This is a genomic window from Planococcus sp. TJ-201, assembly GCF_058268495.1.
Genome location: NZ_JBZDOG010000001.1, coordinates 1,059,392 through 1,080,013, shown reverse-complemented (window position 1 = coordinate 1,080,013; position 20,622 = coordinate 1,059,392). Strand labels below are relative to the sequence as shown.

The following is a 20,622-nucleotide window of genomic DNA, read 5'->3' as shown; positions in this document are numbered from 1 at the left end:
GAAAAGCCGAATTGGGATTCCCCAATTCGGCTTTTCGTATTACCATTTTGCATAATGCTCCTCGATAGAACCAAGGAGCCGTGTGATTTTCAGCTTTTTGCCATTGCCGTAGCGAACATAGCCATCATAATAGCCAAAAAGCTGGTGAACTTCCGATTTGACAAAGCGCACATCTGCTTTCGATACACGCTCGAAAAAAGGCGAGAAGGTCAGTTGGACATCATCGGAGAATTTGCTGTGGACCAGCCACGGTTTTTTGAAGTCTTCCCGATCATAATCAAACAAGACATCTTCATGGATTTTGGTCATTTTGCCATTCACAAAAAATGCGTTTTCTGTCATTCCAGTGCCGTCTGTCCACTTTCCGCCTAAATTCAAACCAATCACTTTTCCCAGAGAGCGCTGCGAGGCCATTCCCCAATTCCATAGCGATTCTCTTGGCCAAATGCCTCGTCCATAATCCAATACCGCAAAACTATCCAGTTTTTCAAATTCAAAACGTTGGCTGCCAATTTTGACCATGCCAGTTACCGGAAGTGAACTATGCTTTCCGGTAAATTGGAAGGTTTGACGATTCCAAGGAATGACCACGTTCAAGGATTCGTAATCCTCGGGGTGAGAAATAACCAGAATTGCTTCAAGATCTTCACCGTCAAATTCTTTGACGCTGACGGTTAAGTGTGTGGCGTCCTGACTGTAAACCGACTCGATGGTCATGGAATCGCTGCGGAAATGACAGGGATCCAATGCATTTTCGGACAGTTTTACATGCCGTGTATACGGAACCACAATTGTTTTCTCATAAAAACGCTGCGTTTCATAATTGAGGAAATAAACAAAACAAACAGTTGCGTAATCCAAATGCGAAATGGTTGCTGAAAACAAAATTTCGTCTCCAAACACACACCAGTAATTCCATTTTTTCTTGCGCATAAAATTGCCGCTTAAGTTGCTTTCCACCAATGGCTGTTTTGCATACCCAATAGCTTTTGGATTTAATTGGCCTCTTGCATCACAAAGTTTTACAAATTCAGTAAGTTCTCGTTCCACATGTTGCATTAAATCCACCTCACCATCATTCTTCTACTCTTATTGTAGCAGAACAAAAGCGGAATATCCGGTTAGCACCGATGTGTTCAAACAAAAAATCTGAAAATTGAACAGCTTTATCCTCCATTAGTTGCAGAAGAACTCTACAAAGCTTCTCGTCTCCACTGGAAAGCGAGTGTGCCTTCTCCAGCATGGACAGCAAGCGATGAACTCAAGTCACCTACTAAAATTTCAGCCTCGGGCATTTCTTTTAGGACTTCCTGTTTTAAACCTTCAGCTTCTTTCGTTACATGGCCATGCATGATTTGAAATCTTCGGACGCCATGCTCTTCGTAATCTTTTTTGGCATGATTAATCAAATACTGAATTGCTTTTTTGTGTGACCGTACTTTATCGGTTGGTTTCAACTCACCTTCAGGGGTTAACTGAACGATCGGTTTAATCTGCAGCAGGCTGCCTAAGTAATACTGGGCACCGCTCATTCGGCCGCCTTTGTACAACTGGGACAGGTTGCCAATTAAAATATAGTTTCGGAAATTCGCAGTTTCCTTTTCGAGCCGCTGCGCAATTTCTTCTGCTTTTATTCCTTGTTCCTGAAGTTTTAAGCCACGCTCAACCAAGCCCGATAGGCCGTATGAAAGTGCTAATGAATCAACAGCGTAAACCTTGAATTCGCTCATTTCAGCACCGGCAGTGGAGGAGGCGATGGTTCCGCTGAGTTTTGCAGAAGCATGGACAGCAATTGCACAGTCGTATTCTTCTTTTAGTTTGTCGTAGAGTTCCGAAAATTTACCGGCTGATGGCTGGGACGTTTTTGGGAAGTCAGCAGAATCTTTGATGCGCTGGTAAAGTTCATCATTCGTTAAATCCACCCCGTCATCAATAAACTCCTCAGTACCAAAATGAATATTCAATGGAACAATGTAAACGTCTGGATGCGCTTTAAATTCTTCAGTGACAAACCCCGTTGTATCCATAACCCATGCAATCGGTTTCTTCATACAAAAACTCCCCTTTTTTTAGAATTATTAGATTATAAAAACTATAACATGGATAATATTTCAGCGATAGTAATAGCTGAATAAACTGGTATTTCTACACAGAAGTTGAGCGGAACCGGCTATTGAACGATTCTTCGATATCTCCTTTGTGCTTAATTACAATAATAATTATAGCTACAATCAACGGCCAAGTAATTGGCCAAACCTGCAAAATAATGGACATCGCGATAAATCCTGCAAAGCTTGCGAGCATGGATAAAGTCGCACTTTTGAACCACGGGAAAAAGGCGAAGAACAAAATAAACATGGCCAAAAATAAATCGGGCGTTAGACAAAACGTAACACCGACAAAAGCTGCAATGCCTTTGCCGCCACAGTATTTGAGCCAGAAAGGAAACAAATGCCCCAAAATGACGGCTAAGCCTGCTACAGCGATTTGCCAAATCGAAAAATGAAACACAAAGCCGAGCCAAACCACAAGTGCGCCCTTTCCTGCATCACCCAGAAAAGTCAGCAGAAAGGCTAATTTCCCAAGTGCCGCGCCGGCGTTTCTGGCCCCTAAATTGCCGCTGCGCTGCTGCCGCAAATCGACGCCTTTCCATTTGCCAATCCACCAGGCTGTCAAAAAGTTTCCGATGACATACGAAAGCAACCAATAAAAGATCATTAGGAATCCCTCCTATTTTGAAATGAGAATAGAGTATAAAGGCCTTCCCGTTATTCAGGGAAGGCCTTTATACATATAATTAGTTTAATTTTGAGGCTTCAAAAAGGTAATCGCTGATAACGCGAAGCCCTTTATCGAAGTTCTCCAAATGGAAATGTTCATTCGGTGCGTGGAAATTTTCAGATGCAAGTCCGAAGCCCATTAAGACAACAGGCAATCCGAGAATTTCATCAAATGCGGCAACAATCGGAATCGATCCCCCCATTCGTGTAAATGCGGTTGGCACGCCGTATATTTTTTCATAAGAACGGCCAGCTGCCTGAATGGCAGGGTGATCATACGGCGTCAGGAACGGTTTTCCTTTATCAAACTCAGTAATCTCAACAGCAACACCAGTTGGCTTGTGTGATTCCACATGGGCTTTTAGTTTTGCAACGATGTCGTCAGGATCCTGGTTTGGCACCAGGCGACAAGTGATTTTAGTGCTAGCTTCTGCAGGCAGTACGGTCTTGATGCCTTCACCTGAAAAGCCTCCCGTGATGCCGTTCACTTCCAGTGTTGGGCGGATCCACGTACGTTCAACGAAAGAATAACCTTTTTCGCCAAAGTCTTCTGAGATGCCGATTTCTTTTTTCTCATGCTCCAGATCAAACTCAAGTGCTGCAAATTCTTCGCGTTCTTTTTCGGAAACATCAAGAACGTCGTCGTAAAAACCTTCTACTTGAATCAGGCCTTCCTGGTCACGGAACGACTGCAGGATTTCCACGATGGCGTGCAGCGGGTTTTGAACAGCACCGCCGTATAGCCCAGAGTGCAAATCGCCTTTTGGTCCTTTGACATCAATTTGGATACCGGCAAGTCCGCGCAAGCCGTAGCAGACCGCTGGACGGCCTGGTCCTTGCATGCCGGTATCGGAGATGACGATAACATCGGCCTTCAGCAATTCTTGATTTTCTTCGACATACTTCGGAAGGTTTGGACTGCCGATCTCTTCTTCGCCTTCAATAATTAATTTGATGTTAACCGGCAATTCGCCATCTAATTTTAATAAGGCTTCGATCGCTTTAATGTGCATGAAAACTTGGCCTTTGTCATCGCTTGCGCCACGGGCATAAAGTTTATTGTCGCGCACCTGTGGTTCAAAAGGAGCGGATTCCCAAAGGTGAAGGGGATCTACCGGCTGAACATCGTAATGGCCGTATACGAGCACAGTTGGTTTGCCCTCTGCATGGAGCCAGTCGGCATAAACAACTGGGTGTCCTTCGGTTTCGTCGATTTGGGCGTTTTCCAAACCGGCACTTTCCAATGCGTTAATCAGCCACTCTGCTCCTTTTTGCATATCTGCTTTATGTTCAGACAAAGAGCTGACGGAGGGAATGCGCAAAAATGATTTTAGTTCTTCCAGGTGAGATTCCCGGTTGTCTTTAAAGTGTTGGTCTATGGCTTGAGCATTCATCAAGATCCCTCGATTCGTTAGATTAGCGTATGAAAAAATTATAACATATCAAGTTTTGGTTTTCGACAAGTGGAAATTGGCTATGGTATAGTGTTCAATACGGAAAGAGTTCGTAAAATTAGGTGTTTATAATACTGGAGGAAATAAACTTGTTCATAGCATTAGGTATCTTTTTAATGATGTCGTTCTTCTTATCGGGAAGCGAAACGGCATTAACCGCAGTAAATAGGATGAAGGTCCAACTTCGCGCAGAGCAGGGTGATGTTAAATCGCAAAAACTGCAAAAGCTAATTGCGAAGCCGGACCGAATGATTACGACCATCTTGATCGGGAACAACATTGCCAACATCATGTTGCCAACTTTAGTGACGACCATTGCCATCACGAGAGGCTGGGAAGTCGGACTTGCGACAGCTATTTTAACAGTGGTTCTAATTATTTTTGGCGAAGTGCTGCCAAAAACAATTGCAGCTACATTTTCGGATAAAGTGGCATATATCGTACTGCCTGTTATTAGTTTTTTAGTCGTTATTTTAAAACCGTTAACTTGGTTGCTGGCACAATTTACAAATATTTTCATTCGCATCATTTCAAAAGGATCTGTGAAAGAAGCAAGTATGACAAAAGAAGAGTTGCGCACAATGGTCGATATTGCTTCTACTGAAGGAACGTTTGAGGAAGATGAATCAGACCGCATCAAAGGGGTGCTGGATTTCCCTCATAAAGACGTTTCAGATGTCATGTCTACCCATCGAACAGACACGGTTGGCATCGCCATTGACTCCACATATGAAGAAGTGCGCGACTTGATTTTGGATTCTTCCTATACACGTTATCCGGTATACGAGGAGAGCATGGACAACGTCGTTGGCTTATTTTATTCGAAAAAGCTGATTGAATGGTCCATGAACCCGAATTTAACGCTGGAAGAACTGATGGACGACAATCCACTGTTTGTGGTGCAATCGGTCAGCGTGGAAAAAGTCTTTAAATTGATGATGGCAAAGAAAAAACACATGGCTGTAATTTTGGATGAATACGGCGGAACACTCGGTATTGTTACGCATGAAGACATTATCGAGGAAATGATTGGCCAGGATATCGAAGATGAAACAGATGAAGAAGACGATGAACTGGTTTTTGAAATGACAGATACTGTGCTGTCATGCCACGGCCGTCTCGAAATTGAGGATGTTAACGACATGTTCAAAGTGGAAGTGCCGAACGACCATGACACAATCGCCGGTTTTGTGATGCAGCAACTGGGGCATGTGCCGGACGAAGGCGAACAGTTTACGTATGAAAATCTTCAAGTTGAAGTCAACGAAATGGACCGTAACCGCATTGTTCGCTTAACAATTACGAAAATCGATACTCAAGAAGAAGTGTTAGCATAGAAAATCCGCTGTCTTTGGACAGCGGATTTTTTCCTTTTATTACACCTTTGTAAGGAGAATGAAAGCAGAAGCGATAGAGTGAAAGGCTAACTTCCGTCAATATAAGGTTAAGAGAAAGCGAAAGCTGGACAAGCAGAACGGACGGGGGCACGATCATGGAAACGTTATACACAGAGTACAATCGGTATATTTATCATTTATGCTTAAAACTGACACGCAATAAAGCAGAAGCGGAAGATTTGATGCAGGAAGTGTGGCTGAAAGTTGTACGTTACGAATCTTCTATTGCGGAAGTGGATCATGTAAAAGCATGGCTGACAACTATCTGCATGAATACGTTCCGTGATCGTTACCGCAAAAATGTACGGCGCAGCAAACATATGATTCAACAGCCAGAAGGCTTAGATGTCTCGTTGCTGGATTTGATTCCTTCTGATTCAGCGGGTGCCGCTGAACTGTTGGAGAAACAGGACGTATCTGTAATGATTCGCCACAAGATTTCAGAGCTGGATTCGATTTACCGCACCACCATCCTTTACTTTTATGTTCACCAATACTCATTGATTGAAATTGCAGATGCGATGAAAGTATCAATCGGTACAGTGAAATCCCGTTTGTTCCGTGGAAAACAGCGTTTAAAAGACATGCTGATGGAAGATGCACGTACGCGTGAATATGTGGTAGCGACTTAAAACAACCGAGTTTTCGGTTGTTTTTTTATGGAAAATATTATAAGGAATTTTTTCTCTAACTGGTTATAATAAACAGGAGGGGGAAAGTTCATGAAAAAGAGAAAGTTTCAGGAATGGAGCAGAAGAAAGCGGATTGTCATGGGCACCGTTGGTATTCTGGCATTCCTATATATCGTAGTAATAGCGTGGCAAACGTTCAAGCCTTTGCCTGAAGGTGTTTCAAGCGAGGGAGACCTCCATGCGGTTGAGCAAATTGAGATGATTTATGATTTGTCTTATGCGCAAGATAAAGAAGGCACGGAAACCGAGAGCGAGCTGCGGATATTCAATGAAATTTACGACATGATTGATGAGGCAGAAGAATTTGTCGTCATCGACTTGTTTCTTTTTGATAATTACAACGATCAGGACATGGATTTTCCAGCAGTAGCGGAAACTTTGACCGATCATTTATTGGATAAGAAAGAAGAAAATCCGAATTTCCCTATCTATTTTATTACCGATCCATTGAATTATGGTTATGGATCTTATGAAAGTCAGTTTTTAGGTACATTGGAAGATGAAGGGGTAGAAGTCATCACTACAGACTTGGACAAGCTTCGTGATTCAACGCCGCTGTATTCAGGATTTTACCGCGTCATCTTTCAGTGGTTTGATGCTGGAGGCAGAGGCTGGGTGCCAAATGGAATGTCAAGCGACGCCCCTGATTTAACGGTATCTTCCTACTTGAAGATGATGAACATCAAAGCCAATCACCGAAAAGCAGTTATTACTGAAAAAGAAGCCATCATCAGTTCTGCAAATCCCCACAATGCCAGTGGCCTGCACGGCAATATGGCGTTTAAAGTCAGCGGCCCTGTGCTAAATGATATTTTGGAAGCAGAAGAGGCCGTCTCTTTATTTTCAGGTGGACCGGAATTGCCTAGAATCGAGGCGGCCGAACAACAGGGAGAGTATCAGGCGCAATATTTAACGGAGCGAAAAGTGCTGGATGCTTTGCTATCGGATATTGAGAAAACGGCAGAAGGCGATTCGATTCAATTGGCCATGTTCTATATCGCGGAAACCAGTGTCGTTAATGCATTAACAGATGCTGCCAACCGTGGCGTTAACGTTCGGCTGATTCTGGATGCCAATGAGAATGCATTTGGCAATGAAAAAACGGGTTTGCCTAACCGTCCAGTAGTCCACGAAATGCTATCAGAATCAGAAGACCATCTGGAGGTCCGCTGGTATAATGCTGTGGTCGGACAGTTCCACACAAAATCCATCATGATCCAAACTTCGGATGAAACGATCATTTCGGGGGGATCCACCAACTATACGGAGCGTGCGTTTAACGATTACAACCTGGAAAGCAATATCCGGATTGTGGCAACGAACGACAGCGAACTGACTGGAGATATGGAAACTTATTTCGACCGTCTGTGGGATAATGAAGATGCCCTTTACACACTGGAGACAGAAGAATATCAAGATGATTTTACGTTTTGGCAGCGCGGAATTTACGGCTTCCAAAAACTGTTCAAACTGACGACTTATTAAAAAATGCCTCTTCTGGAAAACCAGAAGAGGCATTTTTTATATGTTATTGCACCGTTTTGCCGGCTGAAATCCATTCTTCAACGTCCCAGACTTTAGTGGCCAGGCCTTCGTAAAATTCAGGTTCGTGGCTTACGAGAACGATGGTGCCTTTGTAAGCTTGCATCGCGCGTTTCAATTCAGCTTTTGCATCGATGTCCAAGTGATTGGTTGGCTCATCGAAAATCAGCCAGTTGCTTTCTTCCATCATCAATTTGCATAGGCGGACTTTGGCTTGTTCGCCACCGCTTAGCTGCGTCATGGGACGGGAGATGTGCTCGTTCTTTAACCCTGTCCGGGCGAGTGCACCACGGACCTGGCCTTGGTCCATGCTTGGATAAGCAGCCCAAATTTCATCGAGTGGTGTGTGGGTCGGTGCTTTGACTTCCTGTTCAAAATAGCTTGGCGTCAAATACTCACCGCGCAGAACATCTCCATCAAGCGGTTTGATTTTGCCGAGCATTGTTTTCAGTAAGGTCGATTTCCCGACGCCGTTCATGCCGACAAGTGCAATTTTTTCGCCGCGTTCAATCATGAACGTTAGCGGCGGCAACAGCGGTTTTTCGTAGCCGATGGAAAGAGCTTCGGCTTCCACCACGTAACGGCTTGGGCTGCGTGTTTCTTTAAAAGCAAATTGCGGTTTTGCAGCAACTTCCGGCTTGTCGATGCGATCCATGCGATCCAGCTGTTTCTGTCGGGACTTGGCGCGGCCGGTTGTAGAAGCACGTGCTTTGTTTTTTGCAATGAAGGTCTCAGTTTTCTTGATCATGTCTTCCTGTCTTTCATAGGCATCCAAATGCTGTTGCTTGCTCAATTCGGCAAGTTCGATGAATTTTTCGTATGTCGCTGTGTAGCGCGTCAAACGTGAAAATTCCAAGTGGAAAATGACACTGGTGACACTGCTCATGAATTCCGTATCATGCGAAATCAATAAGAACGCATGCGGATAGTTTTTCAAATAATTGACGAGCCACTGAATGTGCTCTTCGTCAAGATAGTTGGTCGGCTCATCCAGCAGCAAAACTTTCGGTTTTTCAAGCAATAGCTTGGCAAGCAACAGCTTCGTACGTTGTCCGCCGGATAAAGCTTCTACATTGCGGTCAAGGCCGATTGCATCAAGGCCCAGGCCGCGAGCGATTTCTTCGACTTTACCATCCAGGGTGTAAAAATCTCCAGCATCCAAAGCGTCCTGTGCTTCCGCCATCTGCTCAAGCAGCTCTTCAAGGCGTTCAGGGTCTGCATCGCCCATTTGCATGGCAATATCGTTCAACTCCGCTTCTTTCTGATATAGAGGCAGGAATGCATCTTGAAGTGTTTCGCGGATCGTGCGGCCAGGCTGCAGTTGTGTATGCTGATCCAGGTAACCGTAATGCGTCCGTGGCTGCCATTCAACGCGCCCATCATCGTGGATGATCTTGCCCGTTAAAATATTCATCATTGTCGATTTCCCGACGCCATTAGCTCCAACCAATCCAACATGTTCACCTTCGACTAATCGGAACGATACATCGTTAAAAAGGGTCCGGTCACCGAATGTGTGGCTTAATTTTTCTACTGTTAATAAACTCATTTAATAAATTCCTCCAATATCATAAAAAAAATCGCGGTTACAGATCCGCGAGTTTTTGGTTTAATTCCGCAAGTTGTAGTTCCATTTTTTCCAAACGCAATTCTGCTTTCTCCACCATGCCGGCGTGTCCAGTCGTTTCGAGCTTTTCGATATCACCTTGGTGGCGAACATAATCCATCTTAAGCTCAGCAATTGCGTATTCCAATTCCTGTCTGTTCACAAAATCACCCTTATTTTTCTACCATTGTAACACAAAATCATAAAAGTTGAATCTTTTACGATTTTCCTTCACTATATAAAACCTGTATAATTCCAAAAAAGAACATAAGGAAGTGACAAGCCATTGATACTTTATTATTCGACTTAATGCTCATTATTTTTCTGGGAGTGCTCTCTCAATGGATCGCATGGCGTCTTCGGCTTCCTGCAATCGTCCTGATGTCCATTGCCGGACTGCTGGTTGGTCCGATTTTCGGCATCATTGATCCCGCTGAAAGTTTTGGTGAGTTGTTCAACCCATTTATTTCATTGGCAGTCGCCATTATCCTTTTTGAAGGCAGCTTGAATTTGAACTTTAAAGAAATTCGTACTTTTGGCAAACCGATTTTGCGAATTGTGACGCTTGGTGCGTTTATCGCCTGGATAGTCGGATCTTTGGCAGCCCATTACATCGCAGGGCTATCGTGGGCAGTGGCATTTGTCATCGGGGGGCTCTTTATCGTGACCGGGCCAACCGTGATCTTGCCGCTGCTTCGGCAAGCAAAGTTAAAAACACGTCCAGCCGCGATTTTGAAATGGGAAGGCATTGTAGTGGATCCATTTGGTGCGCTGCTTGCTTTGTTTGCATTCCAGTTTGTGCTGTTTGCCATCGGTGATGAAACAGCTTCAGCGTTTGGCTTGTTTTTCCTGGCGTCTTTATTTGCAGTGGCGCTTGGTGCCGGGGCTGGCGGTTTGATGGGAATGATGTTTGAAAAAGGGCAAGTGCCCGAATTTCTAAAAGCACCAATGGTTTTTGGGGTGGTCCTGCTGACTTTTGTAGTGTCGGATATGGTCATGCACGAAACCGGCCTGCTGGCAGTCACAGCCATGGGGATGATCATGGCCAATATGAACATCGCCTCAATCAACGACATGCGGCATTTCAAAGAAAATATTTCAGTTCTTTTGATCTCCGGTATTTTTGTGATGCTGACCGCTTCTTTAAGCCTCGACGTATTAATTGAAATCTTCAATTGGCAAATCATTTCATTTGTCTTGGCAACGCTGTTTATTGTCCGGCCGCTATCAATTTGGCTGTCGACAATCGGCACCGACCTGACAAATCAGGAAAAAACGCTGGTTGGCTGGATTGCGCCGCGCGGCATTGTGGCACTGACAGTCTCTGGTTATTTCTCCGGAGTGCTGCTCGATGCCGGCTTTCCTGACGCGGAACTGCTGACGGCTCTAACTTTTGCGCTGGTCTTTTCTACGGTTGTTGCCCACGGCTTCACGATTGGCTGGCTGGGCAGGAAGCTGGGCCTTGCGACTGCAGAAGAGCCGGGCATTATTATTGTGGGAGCCAGCCGGTTTGCAACCAAGCTGGGTGAAGTATTGGCCGACCTTAATAAAAATGTGATGATTGTCGATCCTTCCTGGGGCAGTTTGCAAGGGGCACGCCAAGTAGGTTTAACGACTTACGCTGGAGAAATTTTGTCTGAACATACCGATTATGAGGTAGAAATGACGGCATACGAAACGATGATTGTTGCGACTGAAACGGATTCTTATAACGCATTAGTCGTCAATAATTTTGTTCCGGAAATGGGACGTTCGAATCTTTACCAGACAGCGATCCACGATGGTGACCCAGCAGATTTCCATTCTTCGTTAAGCGGCCGCACCTTGTTCGGCGATAAATGGAATATCCATGAGCTGGAGATGAAAGCAGAACAAGGCTACACAATGCGCAAAACACAATTGACAGAGCAGTTTAGCTATGAAGATTTTCTGGAAAAATGGACGGATGACACCATTCCGCTCTTTGTTCAACGGCCACAAGGCAAGATTGAATTCTTCGCTGACAGCAATAAACTCGAACCGAAGCCGGGAGACTCGATTGTCAGCTTCACGTCACCCGTCCGCCAGTCGGATCGAGCTCAAGAACGCCTGGAAAACAACCGCGTCAAAATCGCTACTCAGACTAAAGAATGAAATCTTCTGCCTCTAAGCTATTTCGGTGCGTATTATGAAACAGGGTTTGTTATGATGAAACCAAACGCATTGTCTGCAATGATGCGGATTTGCACATAATTAACCAACTGATATTCCACGCATTTTGAGGAGGACATAGGATTATGAAGATTTTATTAGTAGACGGAACGATTCTGGGGCGCAAGACTGGTGCCATACTGGAACAGGTACAAACGTATATCCAGGAATTCGCTCCCGATATGGAACTAACGATGTTAAAGCTGGCCGATTATGACCATCAGTTTGTTGATGGCCGTCCGCTCGGCGAATACAATGACAGCATGCAAGAAATCGTTCGCCGCTTTGAAGAAGCAGACGGCTACATCATTGCATCGCCAATCTTCCAAGGATCGATTCCGGGTGTCTTGAAAAATACATTTGATATGCTGCACCCGCGCACGATGCGCTACAAGCCGGTATCGATCGTAGCAAACGGCGGCACGTATCAGCATCATTTAGTCATCGAAAACCAGCTCAAGCCGATTCTCGATTACTTCCGCTGCCTGGTGACGCCAAATTATGTCTACACACACACCAGCCATTTCGACGACACCAACACCATCGTCAACGAAGACGTCCACAACCGCCTCCGCGAACTGGCGCGTGTTTTCGTGCAGTACGCTGAGATGAGTACGCATTTGTCGAAAGAAACGCTGGATAATCCATAATTGATTGAGAAACCTCCCTTTATGGGAGGTTTTTTTTGGTTTATGATCCGTTGTGGTTAAAATATGTTCCGCTAGCCTGGAAATACGATCCGTTGCAGCGCATTTACGATCCATTGAGTCATAAATATGATTCCATTGCCTATTTGGTTTTATTCCGCAAGTCCATTTCTGGAATCAAATATCTGAGGCTTCTATGAGTGCCAATGGTTTTGAAACCGCAGCGCTTTAAGATTTTCACAGCGTTAGATCGTGATTCCATCTCCGTAAATCTTCGGAATTCCTGATTGGATATCGTGCTTCCTACCAACAGACGATAATCCTGCAATGCCAATAAATGGGCATCCTGTTGCTTGTTGCTGCAATTCAGGCAACGCCAAAAATCGCGGGAATAAACCATTTTTGAAAAAGAACAGACAGAACAAAAAACACCAGTTTGTAAAGGATAGTTTGCAGGTTCGTGCTGATAGGGCGTGGGAGGACATTGATGAGACAGTAGAAGATCACATAGTTGAGGAACATCAAATGAAGGATAAGTACTGTACTGTTCAATCAGTTGATCTAATACAAATGGTAATCCGGAGAGGTGGATAACTCGTCGTTCTACAGCTTTGAGTTTAAGGATGCTGGAGGGATTGGTAAATACAACGATGCCAATAACAGGTATTTTATAATTTGTCAGTTGCCGAATCTTTTTTTCATGGCGGTACAGCTGATCGTCCGGATTTCTCATGCCTATGGATTCAGCGTGCAATGTACGGGTAAATTGACGGGTCGTTCCGTCCAGTTCAATGACGCCGCCGATATTTTTAATTTCAATGATGGCAATAAATTTGGAGAAGACGCAGATGGCATCCATTTGATGAGAGTGAGTGACATAATCAGGAATCACGTTGAAAATTTCATTGTTCGTATAGTCAAGCCACATTCGGTCAAACCAAACTTCTCCTGCATACCCAGCAGTCCAAGTCCGGACTTTTTCTTTAATATCCGAATAGGCTGGATGATAGGAAGGGGTACGGGCAAGCAGTGCTTCCAGGTAGATGAGAATACTGGGACGTCGGCGTTCAATCAATTGCAAAAACATCATTCCTTTCGAGAGAGTTGAAATTAATATAGCCTTGTCGGTGAATGAAATCAAGAATATTTTAATTTGAATTTGGAGAAGATGATTTTATGATCCATTGGGAATGAAATACGTTCCATTAGCTCTGAAATACGATCCATAGGTGCGCAAATGCATTCCATTGAGCAACAAATACGATTCTGACGCATCTTTTTCTTTTAAAATCAGAAAATGTTACAATAACCACATCAGAAATGAGGGTGAATCCGAATGAAATCAATCGTTTTAGCAGAAAAGCCATCCGTGGCGCGTGATATTGCGCGCGTTCTTGGATGCGAACAAAAAGGCAACGGGTATTTAGAAGGCAAGCAGTATATCGTCACGTGGGCGCTTGGCCACTTGGTGACGCATGCGCAGCCGGAGCAGTACGACAACGACTTCAAGGAATGGAAAATGGATACGCTGCCGATCATTCCAAAGCCGTTCAAGCTCGTGCCAATCAAGCAATCAATGAAACAATTTAATGCCGTCAAGTCGCTGTTGCAGCGCGGCGATGTCAACGAAGTGATCATCGCGACAGACGCCGGGCGCGAAGGCGAACTGGTGGCGCGCTGGATCCTGGAAAAAACGAATACGCGCAAGCCAGTGAAGCGGCTGTGGATCTCTTCCGTTACTGACAAAGCCATCAAAGACGGCTTCCATAACCTGAAGGACGGCCGCGCGTATGAGAACCTCTACGCAGCAGCTGTCGCACGTGCGGAAGCGGATTGGGTTGTCGGCATCAATGCGACTCGTGCGCTAACCGTCAAATACAATGCGCAATTGTCGACGGGCCGCGTGCAGACGCCGACACTGGCAATGATTGCCGAACGCGAACAACAAATCCGCAATTTCCAGCCGAAGCCGTACTACGGCATGCAGGCAATTACAGACAAAGCTGCTTTCACTTGGACAGACGGCAATTCGACGCAATCCTTCGACAAGGAAAAAGTCGACAACCTTTTTACCAAACTCCAAAATACGCATGAAGGTACGGTAACGGACATCAAAATTACGCCGAAACGGCAGCCGGCACCGCCTTTATTCGACTTGACCGAACTGCAAAAAGAAGCCTACAAGCGTTATAGCTGGTCGGCGAAAGAAACGCTCAACACACTGCAGAACTTGTACGAACGCTATAAAATTGTGACGTATCCGCGTACCGATTCGAAGCATTTGACGAGCGACATGCGCGATACCTTGAAAGACCGCGTCAAAGCTGTCCAGATGGGACCTTACCGCAGCCTGGCCGCGATGATTCTGAAAAATCCCGTGGCACCGCAAAAAGGCGTGATCGATGACGCCAAAGTTTCCGATCACCACGCCATCATTCCGACGGAAGAAACGCCGCCGCTGCACGACTTGTCTGACAAAGAAATCAAATTGTACGATATGATCGTCAGGCGGTTTCTTGCGGTATTTTATCCGCAGTATGAATACGACCAGACGACTGTCAAATTGACAGCCGGCGGGGAAACATTCCAGGCAAAAGGCAATACAATCCGCAACGAAGGCTGGAAACGGATTTACAAAGATGACGACGACGACAACGATACGACGCTGGCGCCGTTTGAAAATGGGCAAAAGTTAACGATCAAAGGCATCGCGCTGACGGATGGCAAAACCAAGCCGCCTGCTTTTTTCAACGAAGGAACGCTGCTGGGTGCCATGGAAAATCCGGCGCAGTTCATGAGCGGCGAATCCAAAGAACTGATCCAGACACTCGGTGAGACGGGCGGGCTCGGAACTGTTGCGACCCGTGCGGACGTTATCGACAAATTGTTCAATACGTTCCTGATAGAGAAAAAAGGCAAGGACTTGACGATTACCTCAAAAGGCCGCCAGCTGCTGGAGCTTGTTCCAGAAGACTTGAAGTCGCCGAAGCTGACAGCTGACTGGGAACAGCAATTAACCAAAATTGCCAAAGGTCAATTGAAAAAAGAAGAATTCATAAAAGAAATGATCGCCTTCGCCGAAAAATCGGTGTCGGACATCAAAAAGAGTGACAAGAAATTCAAGCATGATAACATTACTGGCAAAATGTGCCCGGATTGCGGCAAACCGCTTCTTGAAGTCAACGGCAAACGCGGCAAGATGAACGTCTGTCAGGACCGCGACTGCGGTTACAAAAAGCAGGTGGCGATGCAGACCAACGCACGCTGTCCGAACTGCCACAAAAAGCTGGAGATGCAAGGCGAGGGAGACGGCAAGATTTTCGTCTGCAAATGCGGACATCGTGAAAAGCTGTCGGCCTTTGAAAAACGCAAAAAATCCGGCCAGTCAAAAGCTAACAAAAAAGACGTCAATAAATACTTGAATCAGCAAGACGAAGCGCCGCAAAATACCGCAATGGCTGATGCACTGAAAAAGTTATTGGGCCAAAGCGAATAGGGTGGTATGCTGTGGGGAAAGAACTTCGAAGCAAGGAGAATTCGCCATGGCTAAGAAAATTGCAAAGACCAATGCAGCACGCATGCTCGACAAAGAGAACGTTCCTTATGAACTGCTCCATTACAGCACAGAAGACGGCAAAGTGGATGGCGTTTCCGTTGCAGCGAAAATTGGATTTTCTGCCGAACTTGTCTACAAAACACTAGTGGCAATCGGTGCGTCGAAGCAAGCTTATGTTTTCGTCATTCCGGTGGCAGAAGAGTTGGATCTAAAAAAAGCAGCGAAAGCGGCAGGCGAAAAGAAAATCGAAATGGCGCCGGTCAAGGATATTTTATCATTGACCGGATACATCCGAGGAGGCTGTTCGCCTGTCGGAATGAAAAAACCGTTTCCGACTTTTGTTTCGGCTGAAGCGGAGCAATTGCCTGAACTGATTGTTTCTGCCGGCAAAATCGGCATGCAGCTGAAACTGGCTCCAGATAAGCTGGCCGCTGTAACAAATGGCCAATTTGCTGAATTGACGGCACCGAGTCAATAAGGCTTCCATCCATTCACATTGAATGGATGGATTTTTCATATCACAATAGAAGAAAGAAGGATTTGGATGAAGCGTTCGTTGTTTTATCGCTGGTTATTTTTTATTGTCGGATTGGTTGTGCTGGCTCTCGGGTTTACGATGACTATCAAAGGGAGCAAACTCGGCATTGGTCCATGGGATGTGCTGCATGTCGGACTGTATTTGAACTTCGGTTTGACGATCGGTACTTGGTCTGTCATTGCCGGGTTTGCGCTGATTGCGATCACTGCTATCTTCACCCGTAAAGTACCACAGGTCGGCACCTTTTTGAATATGCTGCTGGTCGGCATCTTTATAGATATTTTTAATTTCCTTATACCAGATATTCAAACGCTGGTTGGACAAATCTTGATTTTATCGGCTGGTATTGTGGTTTCGGGCTATGGCGTAGGGCTTTATGTGTCGCCCAAAATTGGCGCGGGGCCGCGGGATAGCCTGATGATGCTGCTCGTCAACAAAACAGGGCTCAGCATCAGTGTCGTCCGCGCAAGCATCGAAGTGGGCGTGGCTTTGCTCGGCTGGCTGCTCGGAGGACCTGTTGGCGTCGGAACCATCGCTGTTGCTTTGTTGACTGGCAGAATTGTGCAAGTTTCCTTGCCGCAATTTGAAAACTTGCTGGTGACGCTGATCGGCAAAAAAGAAGAAGTTCCACCGATTCTCAAAATTTAATAGCTCAGCTTCAATTGGAAATTGTTTTTCTATTATCTAGTTGAAGCGATCGCTTAAAGCCTGAAGTGTGTGGATTCACAACTCAATCGCTTATAGTTGAAACCTCGATTCTGATATGATATAAATAAAGCCGAGTAACTCTATTGGTTTTATTGAATATGAATGAAAAGGGGATTTTTTATGGGACGAGAGTTCGTAGAAATATTTGATGAATGGGTTCATACGTATGACGATTCAGTCAGTGGAAAAGACGCGGAATACAGAGATGTATTCGTAAAATATGATGAGATTCTTCAGGCAGTGGCCGATGAAGCAATTGAACCGGTTGTGGAGTTTGGTGTGGGAACCGGCAATTTGACCGAAAAACTTTTGGCTAGAGACCTTGAAGTGGTTGGCGTTGAGCCAAATGAAGCCATGCGGAAAGTAACGGCAGAAAAGATAGCGGACTTGACGCTCGTTGACGGTGATTTTTTGGAATTTCAAGCGGACATCCAACCGAAAAGCTTTGTCAGCTCATACGCATTCCATCACTTGACGGACGCGGAAAAAGCACAAGCTTTCCAAATATACGCAGAGCAATTGCCGGCAGGCGGCAAAGTGGTTTTTGCAGATACTTTATTTGCTTCAGAAAGTGCTAAAAAGGAAATCATTGCATTTGAGCAAACAAGAGGTCATGCTAATCTAGTAGAGGACTTGAATCGTGAATATTACACAACGGTTCCTGTCATGGAAAAGCTGGCCATGGATGCAGGATTTGCGATAGAATTGTCGAAGATGAACAATTACGTATTTCTGATCAACGCAACTAAAAAATGAGGAGCGATTTGGATGAAAAAAATGAATGTTGAAAGCTTTAACTTGGATCACACAAAAGTAGTGGCACCGTATGTGCGTTTAGCAGGGGAAAAAACCGGAGCTAAAGGCGATACGATCCGCAAATACGATATTCGTTTCAAGCAGCCCAACAAAGAACATATGGATATGCCAGGGCTTCATTCGCTTGAGCACATGATGGCCGAGCATAGCCGCAACCACTCAGAGGACATTGTCGACATTGGACCGATGGGCTGTCAAACAGGCTTCTACTTGTCTGTCATCAACCACGACGATTATGAGGACGTTCTTCGCATTTTGGAAAACACATTGGAAGACGTCATCGAAGCAGACGAAGTACCAGCTTGCAACGAAGTACAATGTGGTTGGGCTGCTAGCCATAGCCTAGAAGGCGCAAAAGAATTAGCGCGTGAAATGCTGGCGAAAAAAGACCAATGGCGCCAAGTCTTCGCAGATGAAGCGATCTAAGGAGAATATCGATGAAGTATGCTACTGAAATTCAGCAGTTGATCGGCAATACGCCGCTGTTGGAATTAACGCACAGCGAAATTCCAAACGGCTGCCGTATTTTTGCCAAGCTTGAGTATTTTAATCCGGGCGGCAGCGTTAAAGACCGTTTAGGCGTTTCACTGATAGAAGATGCAGAACAGCGCGGGTTGCTCCAACCGGGCGGGACGATGATTGAGCCGACAGCCGGCAATACCGGCATCGGGCTTGCCATCGCCGCAATCGGCAAAGGCTACCACGTGAAATTTGTCGTGCCAGAAAAATTCAGCCAGGAAAAACAAGGGTTGATGCGTGCACTGGGAGCGGAAGTTATCAATACGCCGACCGAAAAAGGCATCAAAGGCGCCATTGCCAAAGCCAAAGAAATGGTGGAAGCAGAAGGGGCATTTTCTCCTTCTCAATTTTCCAATCCCGCTAATCCGGAGACTTACGTCCGCACATTGGGGCCGGAAGTTTGGGAAGCGCTGGAAGGCAATATTGATGTCTTTATTGCAGGAGCCGGATCTGGCGGCACTTTCATGGGCACCTCACGTTACTTAAAATCCCGTAATGAAGCCATTAAAACAGTCATCGTGGAACCGGAAGGATCAATTTTAAACGGTGGGCCATCAGGGCCGCATTTGACAGAAGGCATCGGCATGGAGTTTTTGCCAGATTATATGGAAGAACGTTATTTTGAAGCCATTCATACCATTCTGGATAAAGAAGCATTTATGGCGGTTCGCGAGTTGGCAAAAAACGAAGGTTTATTAGTCGGAAGTTCTTCTGGCGCGGCTTTTGTGGCGGCTCTGCGGGAAGCACAAGTTGCAAAACCGGGCAGCCATATCGTCACTGTATTCGCTGATTCCAGCGAACGTTATATGAGCCAAAATATTTATGGCAGAAGTTTTGAGGAGGATCAGCAATGAAACCGAAAACAAGATTAATCCACGGCGGCATCGTTGGAGATGAAGCAACAGGCGCCGTATCCACACCAATTTATCAGGTCAGTACGTACAAGCAGGAAGCGGTCGGCAAGTTTAAAGGCTATGAATATTCACGGACGGGCAATCCAACCCGCCACGCACTCGAGGAATTGATTGCGGATGTAGAATTCGGCCATGCCGGCTTTGCATTTGGATCAGGAATGGCTGCCATTTCATCAGTGATGATGATGTTTTCAGCGGGAGACCATGTGGTTCTGACAGATGATGTCTACGGAGGAACTTACCGTGTGATCAACAAAGTGTTGAACCGTTTTGGTTTGGAATTCACATTTGTCGATACTGGGAATTTAGCGGAAGTGGAAGCGGCAGTCAAAGAAAACACGAAAGCCATTTTCATTGAAACGCCAACTAACCCACTATTGAAAGTAACGGATATCGAAGCAGTCGCAGCCTTTGCGAAATCGAAAGGCTTGCTGACAATTGTCGATAACACGTTTATGACACCTTATTTGCAGAACCCGATTGCGTTGGGTGCTGATATTGTGCTGCACAGTGCGACAAAATACATCGGCGGACACAGTGATGTTGTCGCTGGACTGGTCGTTGTGAATTCAGCAGAATTAGCCGAACAAGTCCATTTTGTTCAAAATTCAATCGGTGCTATTTTGGGGCCGCAAGATTCATGGCTATTGATTCGCGGGCTGAAAACTTTAGGGTTGCGCATGGAAGAAGCCAACTCCAATGCACAGAAAATTGCTGAGTTTCTGGAAGCGCATCAAGCGGTTGGCAAGGTGATTTATCCGGGACTAGCAAGCCATCCGGGACGTGAATTAATGCGGAAGCAGGCAACTGGCTTTGGCGGCATGATTTCATTTGATGTAGGCAGCAAGGAAAAAGCTGGCGAACTATTGGCCAAGCTGAAATACTTCACGTTAGCTGAGAGCTTGGGTGCTGTTGAAAGTCTGATTTCCGTGCCGGCACAAATGACACACGCCTCGATTCCAATCGAACGCCGCGGCGAGCTTGGCATTGTCGAAGGGCTTGTCCGGATATCTGTCGGAATCGAAGATGTTGAAGATTTGATCGAAGATCTGGAAAATGCGTTAAAATAAGTGACTAACCGCCTATTCTAGGCGGTTTTTTCTTTTTCTCCATTCCTTTCCCAAACCTTTTTGACTATGAGTCAGCCGGAAATATACCGCTTACCGCCTGTAATTTCGTGACTCGAAATATATCTTCTTCCCTATTCTTCAGACTATTCAGTCATGGTAAGATTTCCAAAGAAACAATATTCTGACAGTTCGG

Annotated in this window: 19 protein-coding genes; 12 read left to right on the top strand and 7 right to left on the bottom strand. The window is 45.4% G+C overall.

The genetic code is table 11. The annotated features are described in order from the left end of the window. Positions 1 to 39: 39 nt before the first annotated feature. The 4 genes from AC4EG4_RS05440 to AC4EG4_RS05425 all read right to left on the bottom strand — a co-directional run bounded on the left by AC4EG4_RS05440 (position 40) and on the right by AC4EG4_RS05425 (position 4,174). Entirely contained in the window at positions 40 to 1,059 is a 1,020-nt protein-coding gene (locus AC4EG4_RS05440) for a DUF2804 domain-containing protein (protein WP_490977316.1), read from the bottom strand. 134 nt (positions 1,060 to 1,193) lie between these two features. Beyond that, positions 1,194 to 2,051 carry a DegV family protein gene (locus AC4EG4_RS05435; RefSeq protein ID WP_490977317.1) on the bottom strand — a complete coding sequence of 286 codons (858 nt, stop codon included), beginning with the start codon at positions 2,049 to 2,051 and terminating at the stop codon, positions 1,194 to 1,196. Positions 2,052 to 2,145: 94 nt separating this feature from the next. Beyond that, positions 2,146 to 2,718: a glycerol-3-phosphate acyltransferase gene (locus AC4EG4_RS05430; protein ID WP_490987134.1), complete on the bottom strand. Its 573-nt coding sequence runs from the start codon at positions 2,716 to 2,718 to the stop codon at positions 2,146 to 2,148. 79 nt (positions 2,719 to 2,797) lie between these two features. Then, positions 2,798 to 4,174: a dipeptidase gene (locus tag AC4EG4_RS05425; RefSeq protein WP_490987133.1), complete on the bottom strand. Its 1,377-nt coding sequence runs from the start codon at positions 4,172 to 4,174 to the stop codon at positions 2,798 to 2,800. Positions 4,175 to 4,323: 149 nt separating this feature from the next. Between AC4EG4_RS05425 and AC4EG4_RS05420 the strand changes: the two genes are divergently transcribed. The 3 genes from AC4EG4_RS05420 (at position 4,324) to AC4EG4_RS05410 (ending at position 7,808) form a co-directional block, all read left to right on the top strand. Further along, entirely contained in the window at positions 4,324 to 5,571 is a 1,248-nt protein-coding gene (locus AC4EG4_RS05420; protein ID WP_490977320.1) for a hemolysin family protein, read from the top strand. 155 nt (positions 5,572 to 5,726) lie between these two features. Beyond that, complete coding sequence (locus AC4EG4_RS05415) at positions 5,727 to 6,263, top strand: RNA polymerase sigma factor (protein WP_490977321.1); 537 nt, start codon at positions 5,727 to 5,729, stop codon at positions 6,261 to 6,263. Between the two features lie 90 nt (positions 6,264 to 6,353). After that, positions 6,354 to 7,808: a phospholipase D-like domain-containing protein gene (locus tag AC4EG4_RS05410; RefSeq protein ID WP_490987132.1), complete on the top strand. Its 1,455-nt coding sequence runs from the start codon at positions 6,354 to 6,356 to the stop codon at positions 7,806 to 7,808. A gap of 43 nt (positions 7,809 to 7,851) precedes the next feature. Here the strand turns inward: AC4EG4_RS05410 and AC4EG4_RS05405 are convergent, their stop codons facing one another. Both AC4EG4_RS05405 and AC4EG4_RS05400 read right to left on the bottom strand, forming a co-directional pair. Then, positions 7,852 to 9,414: an ABC-F family ATP-binding cassette domain-containing protein gene (locus AC4EG4_RS05405; protein ID WP_490977323.1), complete on the bottom strand. Its 1,563-nt coding sequence runs from the start codon at positions 9,412 to 9,414 to the stop codon at positions 7,852 to 7,854. A gap of 37 nt (positions 9,415 to 9,451) precedes the next feature. Continuing rightward, positions 9,452 to 9,634 (bottom strand): SE1832 family protein, encoded by a 183-nt coding sequence (locus tag AC4EG4_RS05400; protein WP_490977324.1) that lies wholly within the window; start codon positions 9,632 to 9,634, stop codon positions 9,452 to 9,454. Between the two features lie 146 nt (positions 9,635 to 9,780). Here AC4EG4_RS05400 and AC4EG4_RS05395 point away from each other — a divergent pair, with 146 nt between their 5' ends. Both AC4EG4_RS05395 and AC4EG4_RS05390 read left to right on the top strand, forming a co-directional pair. Further along, complete coding sequence (locus tag AC4EG4_RS05395) at positions 9,781 to 11,604, top strand: cation:proton antiporter (RefSeq protein WP_490987131.1); 1,824 nt, start codon at positions 9,781 to 9,783, stop codon at positions 11,602 to 11,604. Between the two features lie 143 nt (positions 11,605 to 11,747). Next, positions 11,748 to 12,311: an NADPH-dependent FMN reductase gene (locus AC4EG4_RS05390; RefSeq protein WP_490977326.1), complete on the top strand. Its 564-nt coding sequence runs from the start codon at positions 11,748 to 11,750 to the stop codon at positions 12,309 to 12,311. 139 nt (positions 12,312 to 12,450) lie between these two features. Here AC4EG4_RS05390 and AC4EG4_RS05385 read toward each other — a convergent pair whose 3' ends face one another. After that, positions 12,451 to 13,389: a nuclease-related domain-containing protein gene (locus AC4EG4_RS05385; protein WP_490987130.1), complete on the bottom strand. Its 939-nt coding sequence runs from the start codon at positions 13,387 to 13,389 to the stop codon at positions 12,451 to 12,453. 255 nt (positions 13,390 to 13,644) lie between these two features. On the opposite strand from AC4EG4_RS05385, the gene AC4EG4_RS05380 reads away from it, so the two are divergent. From AC4EG4_RS05380 to AC4EG4_RS05350, 7 genes are all read left to right on the top strand, one after another. Beyond that, positions 13,645 to 15,804: a DNA topoisomerase III gene (locus tag AC4EG4_RS05380; RefSeq protein ID WP_490987129.1), complete on the top strand. Its 2,160-nt coding sequence runs from the start codon at positions 13,645 to 13,647 to the stop codon at positions 15,802 to 15,804. Between the two features lie 46 nt (positions 15,805 to 15,850). Further along, entirely contained in the window at positions 15,851 to 16,342 is a 492-nt protein-coding gene (gene ybaK / locus AC4EG4_RS05375; RefSeq protein WP_490977329.1) for a Cys-tRNA(Pro) deacylase, read from the top strand. A 66-nt stretch (positions 16,343 to 16,408) separates the two neighbouring features. Then, positions 16,409 to 17,050: a YczE/YyaS/YitT family protein gene (locus AC4EG4_RS05370; RefSeq protein WP_490977330.1), complete on the top strand. Its 642-nt coding sequence runs from the start codon at positions 16,409 to 16,411 to the stop codon at positions 17,048 to 17,050. A gap of 180 nt (positions 17,051 to 17,230) precedes the next feature. Continuing rightward, complete coding sequence (locus AC4EG4_RS05365; RefSeq protein WP_490987128.1) at positions 17,231 to 17,866, top strand: class I SAM-dependent DNA methyltransferase; 636 nt, start codon at positions 17,231 to 17,233, stop codon at positions 17,864 to 17,866. A 12-nt stretch (positions 17,867 to 17,878) separates the two neighbouring features. Further along, positions 17,879 to 18,352 carry an S-ribosylhomocysteine lyase gene (locus AC4EG4_RS05360; protein WP_490977332.1) on the top strand — a complete coding sequence of 158 codons (474 nt, stop codon included), beginning with the start codon at positions 17,879 to 17,881 and terminating at the stop codon, positions 18,350 to 18,352. Between the two features lie 11 nt (positions 18,353 to 18,363). Next, positions 18,364 to 19,299: a PLP-dependent cysteine synthase family protein gene (locus AC4EG4_RS05355; RefSeq protein ID WP_490977333.1), complete on the top strand. Its 936-nt coding sequence runs from the start codon at positions 18,364 to 18,366 to the stop codon at positions 19,297 to 19,299. Next, positions 19,296 to 20,429, top strand: coding sequence for a bifunctional cystathionine gamma-lyase/homocysteine desulfhydrase (locus AC4EG4_RS05350; protein ID WP_490987127.1), 1,134 nt, complete (start codon positions 19,296 to 19,298; stop codon positions 20,427 to 20,429). The genes AC4EG4_RS05355 and AC4EG4_RS05350 overlap by 4 nt, the downstream gene beginning before the upstream one ends. Positions 20,430 to 20,622: the final 193 nt, after the last annotated feature.

Coding starts and splice junctions, on each gene's coding strand:
- AC4EG4_RS05370 (WP_490977330.1), top strand. CDS start 16,409: ATGAAGCGTTCGTTGTTTTATCGCTGGTTATTTTTTATTGTCGGATTG.
- AC4EG4_RS05410 (WP_490987132.1), top strand. CDS start 6,354: ATGAAAAAGAGAAAGTTTCAGGAATGGAGCAGAAGAAAGCGGATTGTC.
- AC4EG4_RS05435 (WP_490977317.1), bottom strand. CDS start 2,051: ATGAAGAAACCGATTGCATGGGTTATGGATACAACGGGGTTTGTCACT.
- AC4EG4_RS05390 (WP_490977326.1), top strand. CDS start 11,748: ATGAAGATTTTATTAGTAGACGGAACGATTCTGGGGCGCAAGACTGGT.
- AC4EG4_RS05365 (WP_490987128.1), top strand. CDS start 17,231: ATGGGACGAGAGTTCGTAGAAATATTTGATGAATGGGTTCATACGTAT.
- AC4EG4_RS05405 (WP_490977323.1), bottom strand. CDS start 9,414: ATGAGTTTATTAACAGTAGAAAAATTAAGCCACACATTCGGTGACCGG.
- AC4EG4_RS05355 (WP_490977333.1), top strand. CDS start 18,364: ATGAAGTATGCTACTGAAATTCAGCAGTTGATCGGCAATACGCCGCTG.
- AC4EG4_RS05430 (WP_490987134.1), bottom strand. CDS start 2,718: ATGATCTTTTATTGGTTGCTTTCGTATGTCATCGGAAACTTTTTGACA.
- AC4EG4_RS05360 (WP_490977332.1), top strand. CDS start 17,879: ATGAAAAAAATGAATGTTGAAAGCTTTAACTTGGATCACACAAAAGTA.
- AC4EG4_RS05350 (WP_490987127.1), top strand. CDS start 19,296: ATGAAACCGAAAACAAGATTAATCCACGGCGGCATCGTTGGAGATGAA.
- AC4EG4_RS05425 (WP_490987133.1), bottom strand. CDS start 4,174: ATGAATGCTCAAGCCATAGACCAACACTTTAAAGACAACCGGGAATCT.
- AC4EG4_RS05380 (WP_490987129.1), top strand. CDS start 13,645: ATGAAATCAATCGTTTTAGCAGAAAAGCCATCCGTGGCGCGTGATATT.
- AC4EG4_RS05395 (WP_490987131.1), top strand. CDS start 9,781: ATGCTCATTATTTTTCTGGGAGTGCTCTCTCAATGGATCGCATGGCGT.
- AC4EG4_RS05440 (WP_490977316.1), bottom strand. CDS start 1,059: ATGCAACATGTGGAACGAGAACTTACTGAATTTGTAAAACTTTGTGAT.
- ybaK (WP_490977329.1), top strand. CDS start 15,851: ATGGCTAAGAAAATTGCAAAGACCAATGCAGCACGCATGCTCGACAAA.
- AC4EG4_RS05415 (WP_490977321.1), top strand. CDS start 5,727: ATGGAAACGTTATACACAGAGTACAATCGGTATATTTATCATTTATGC.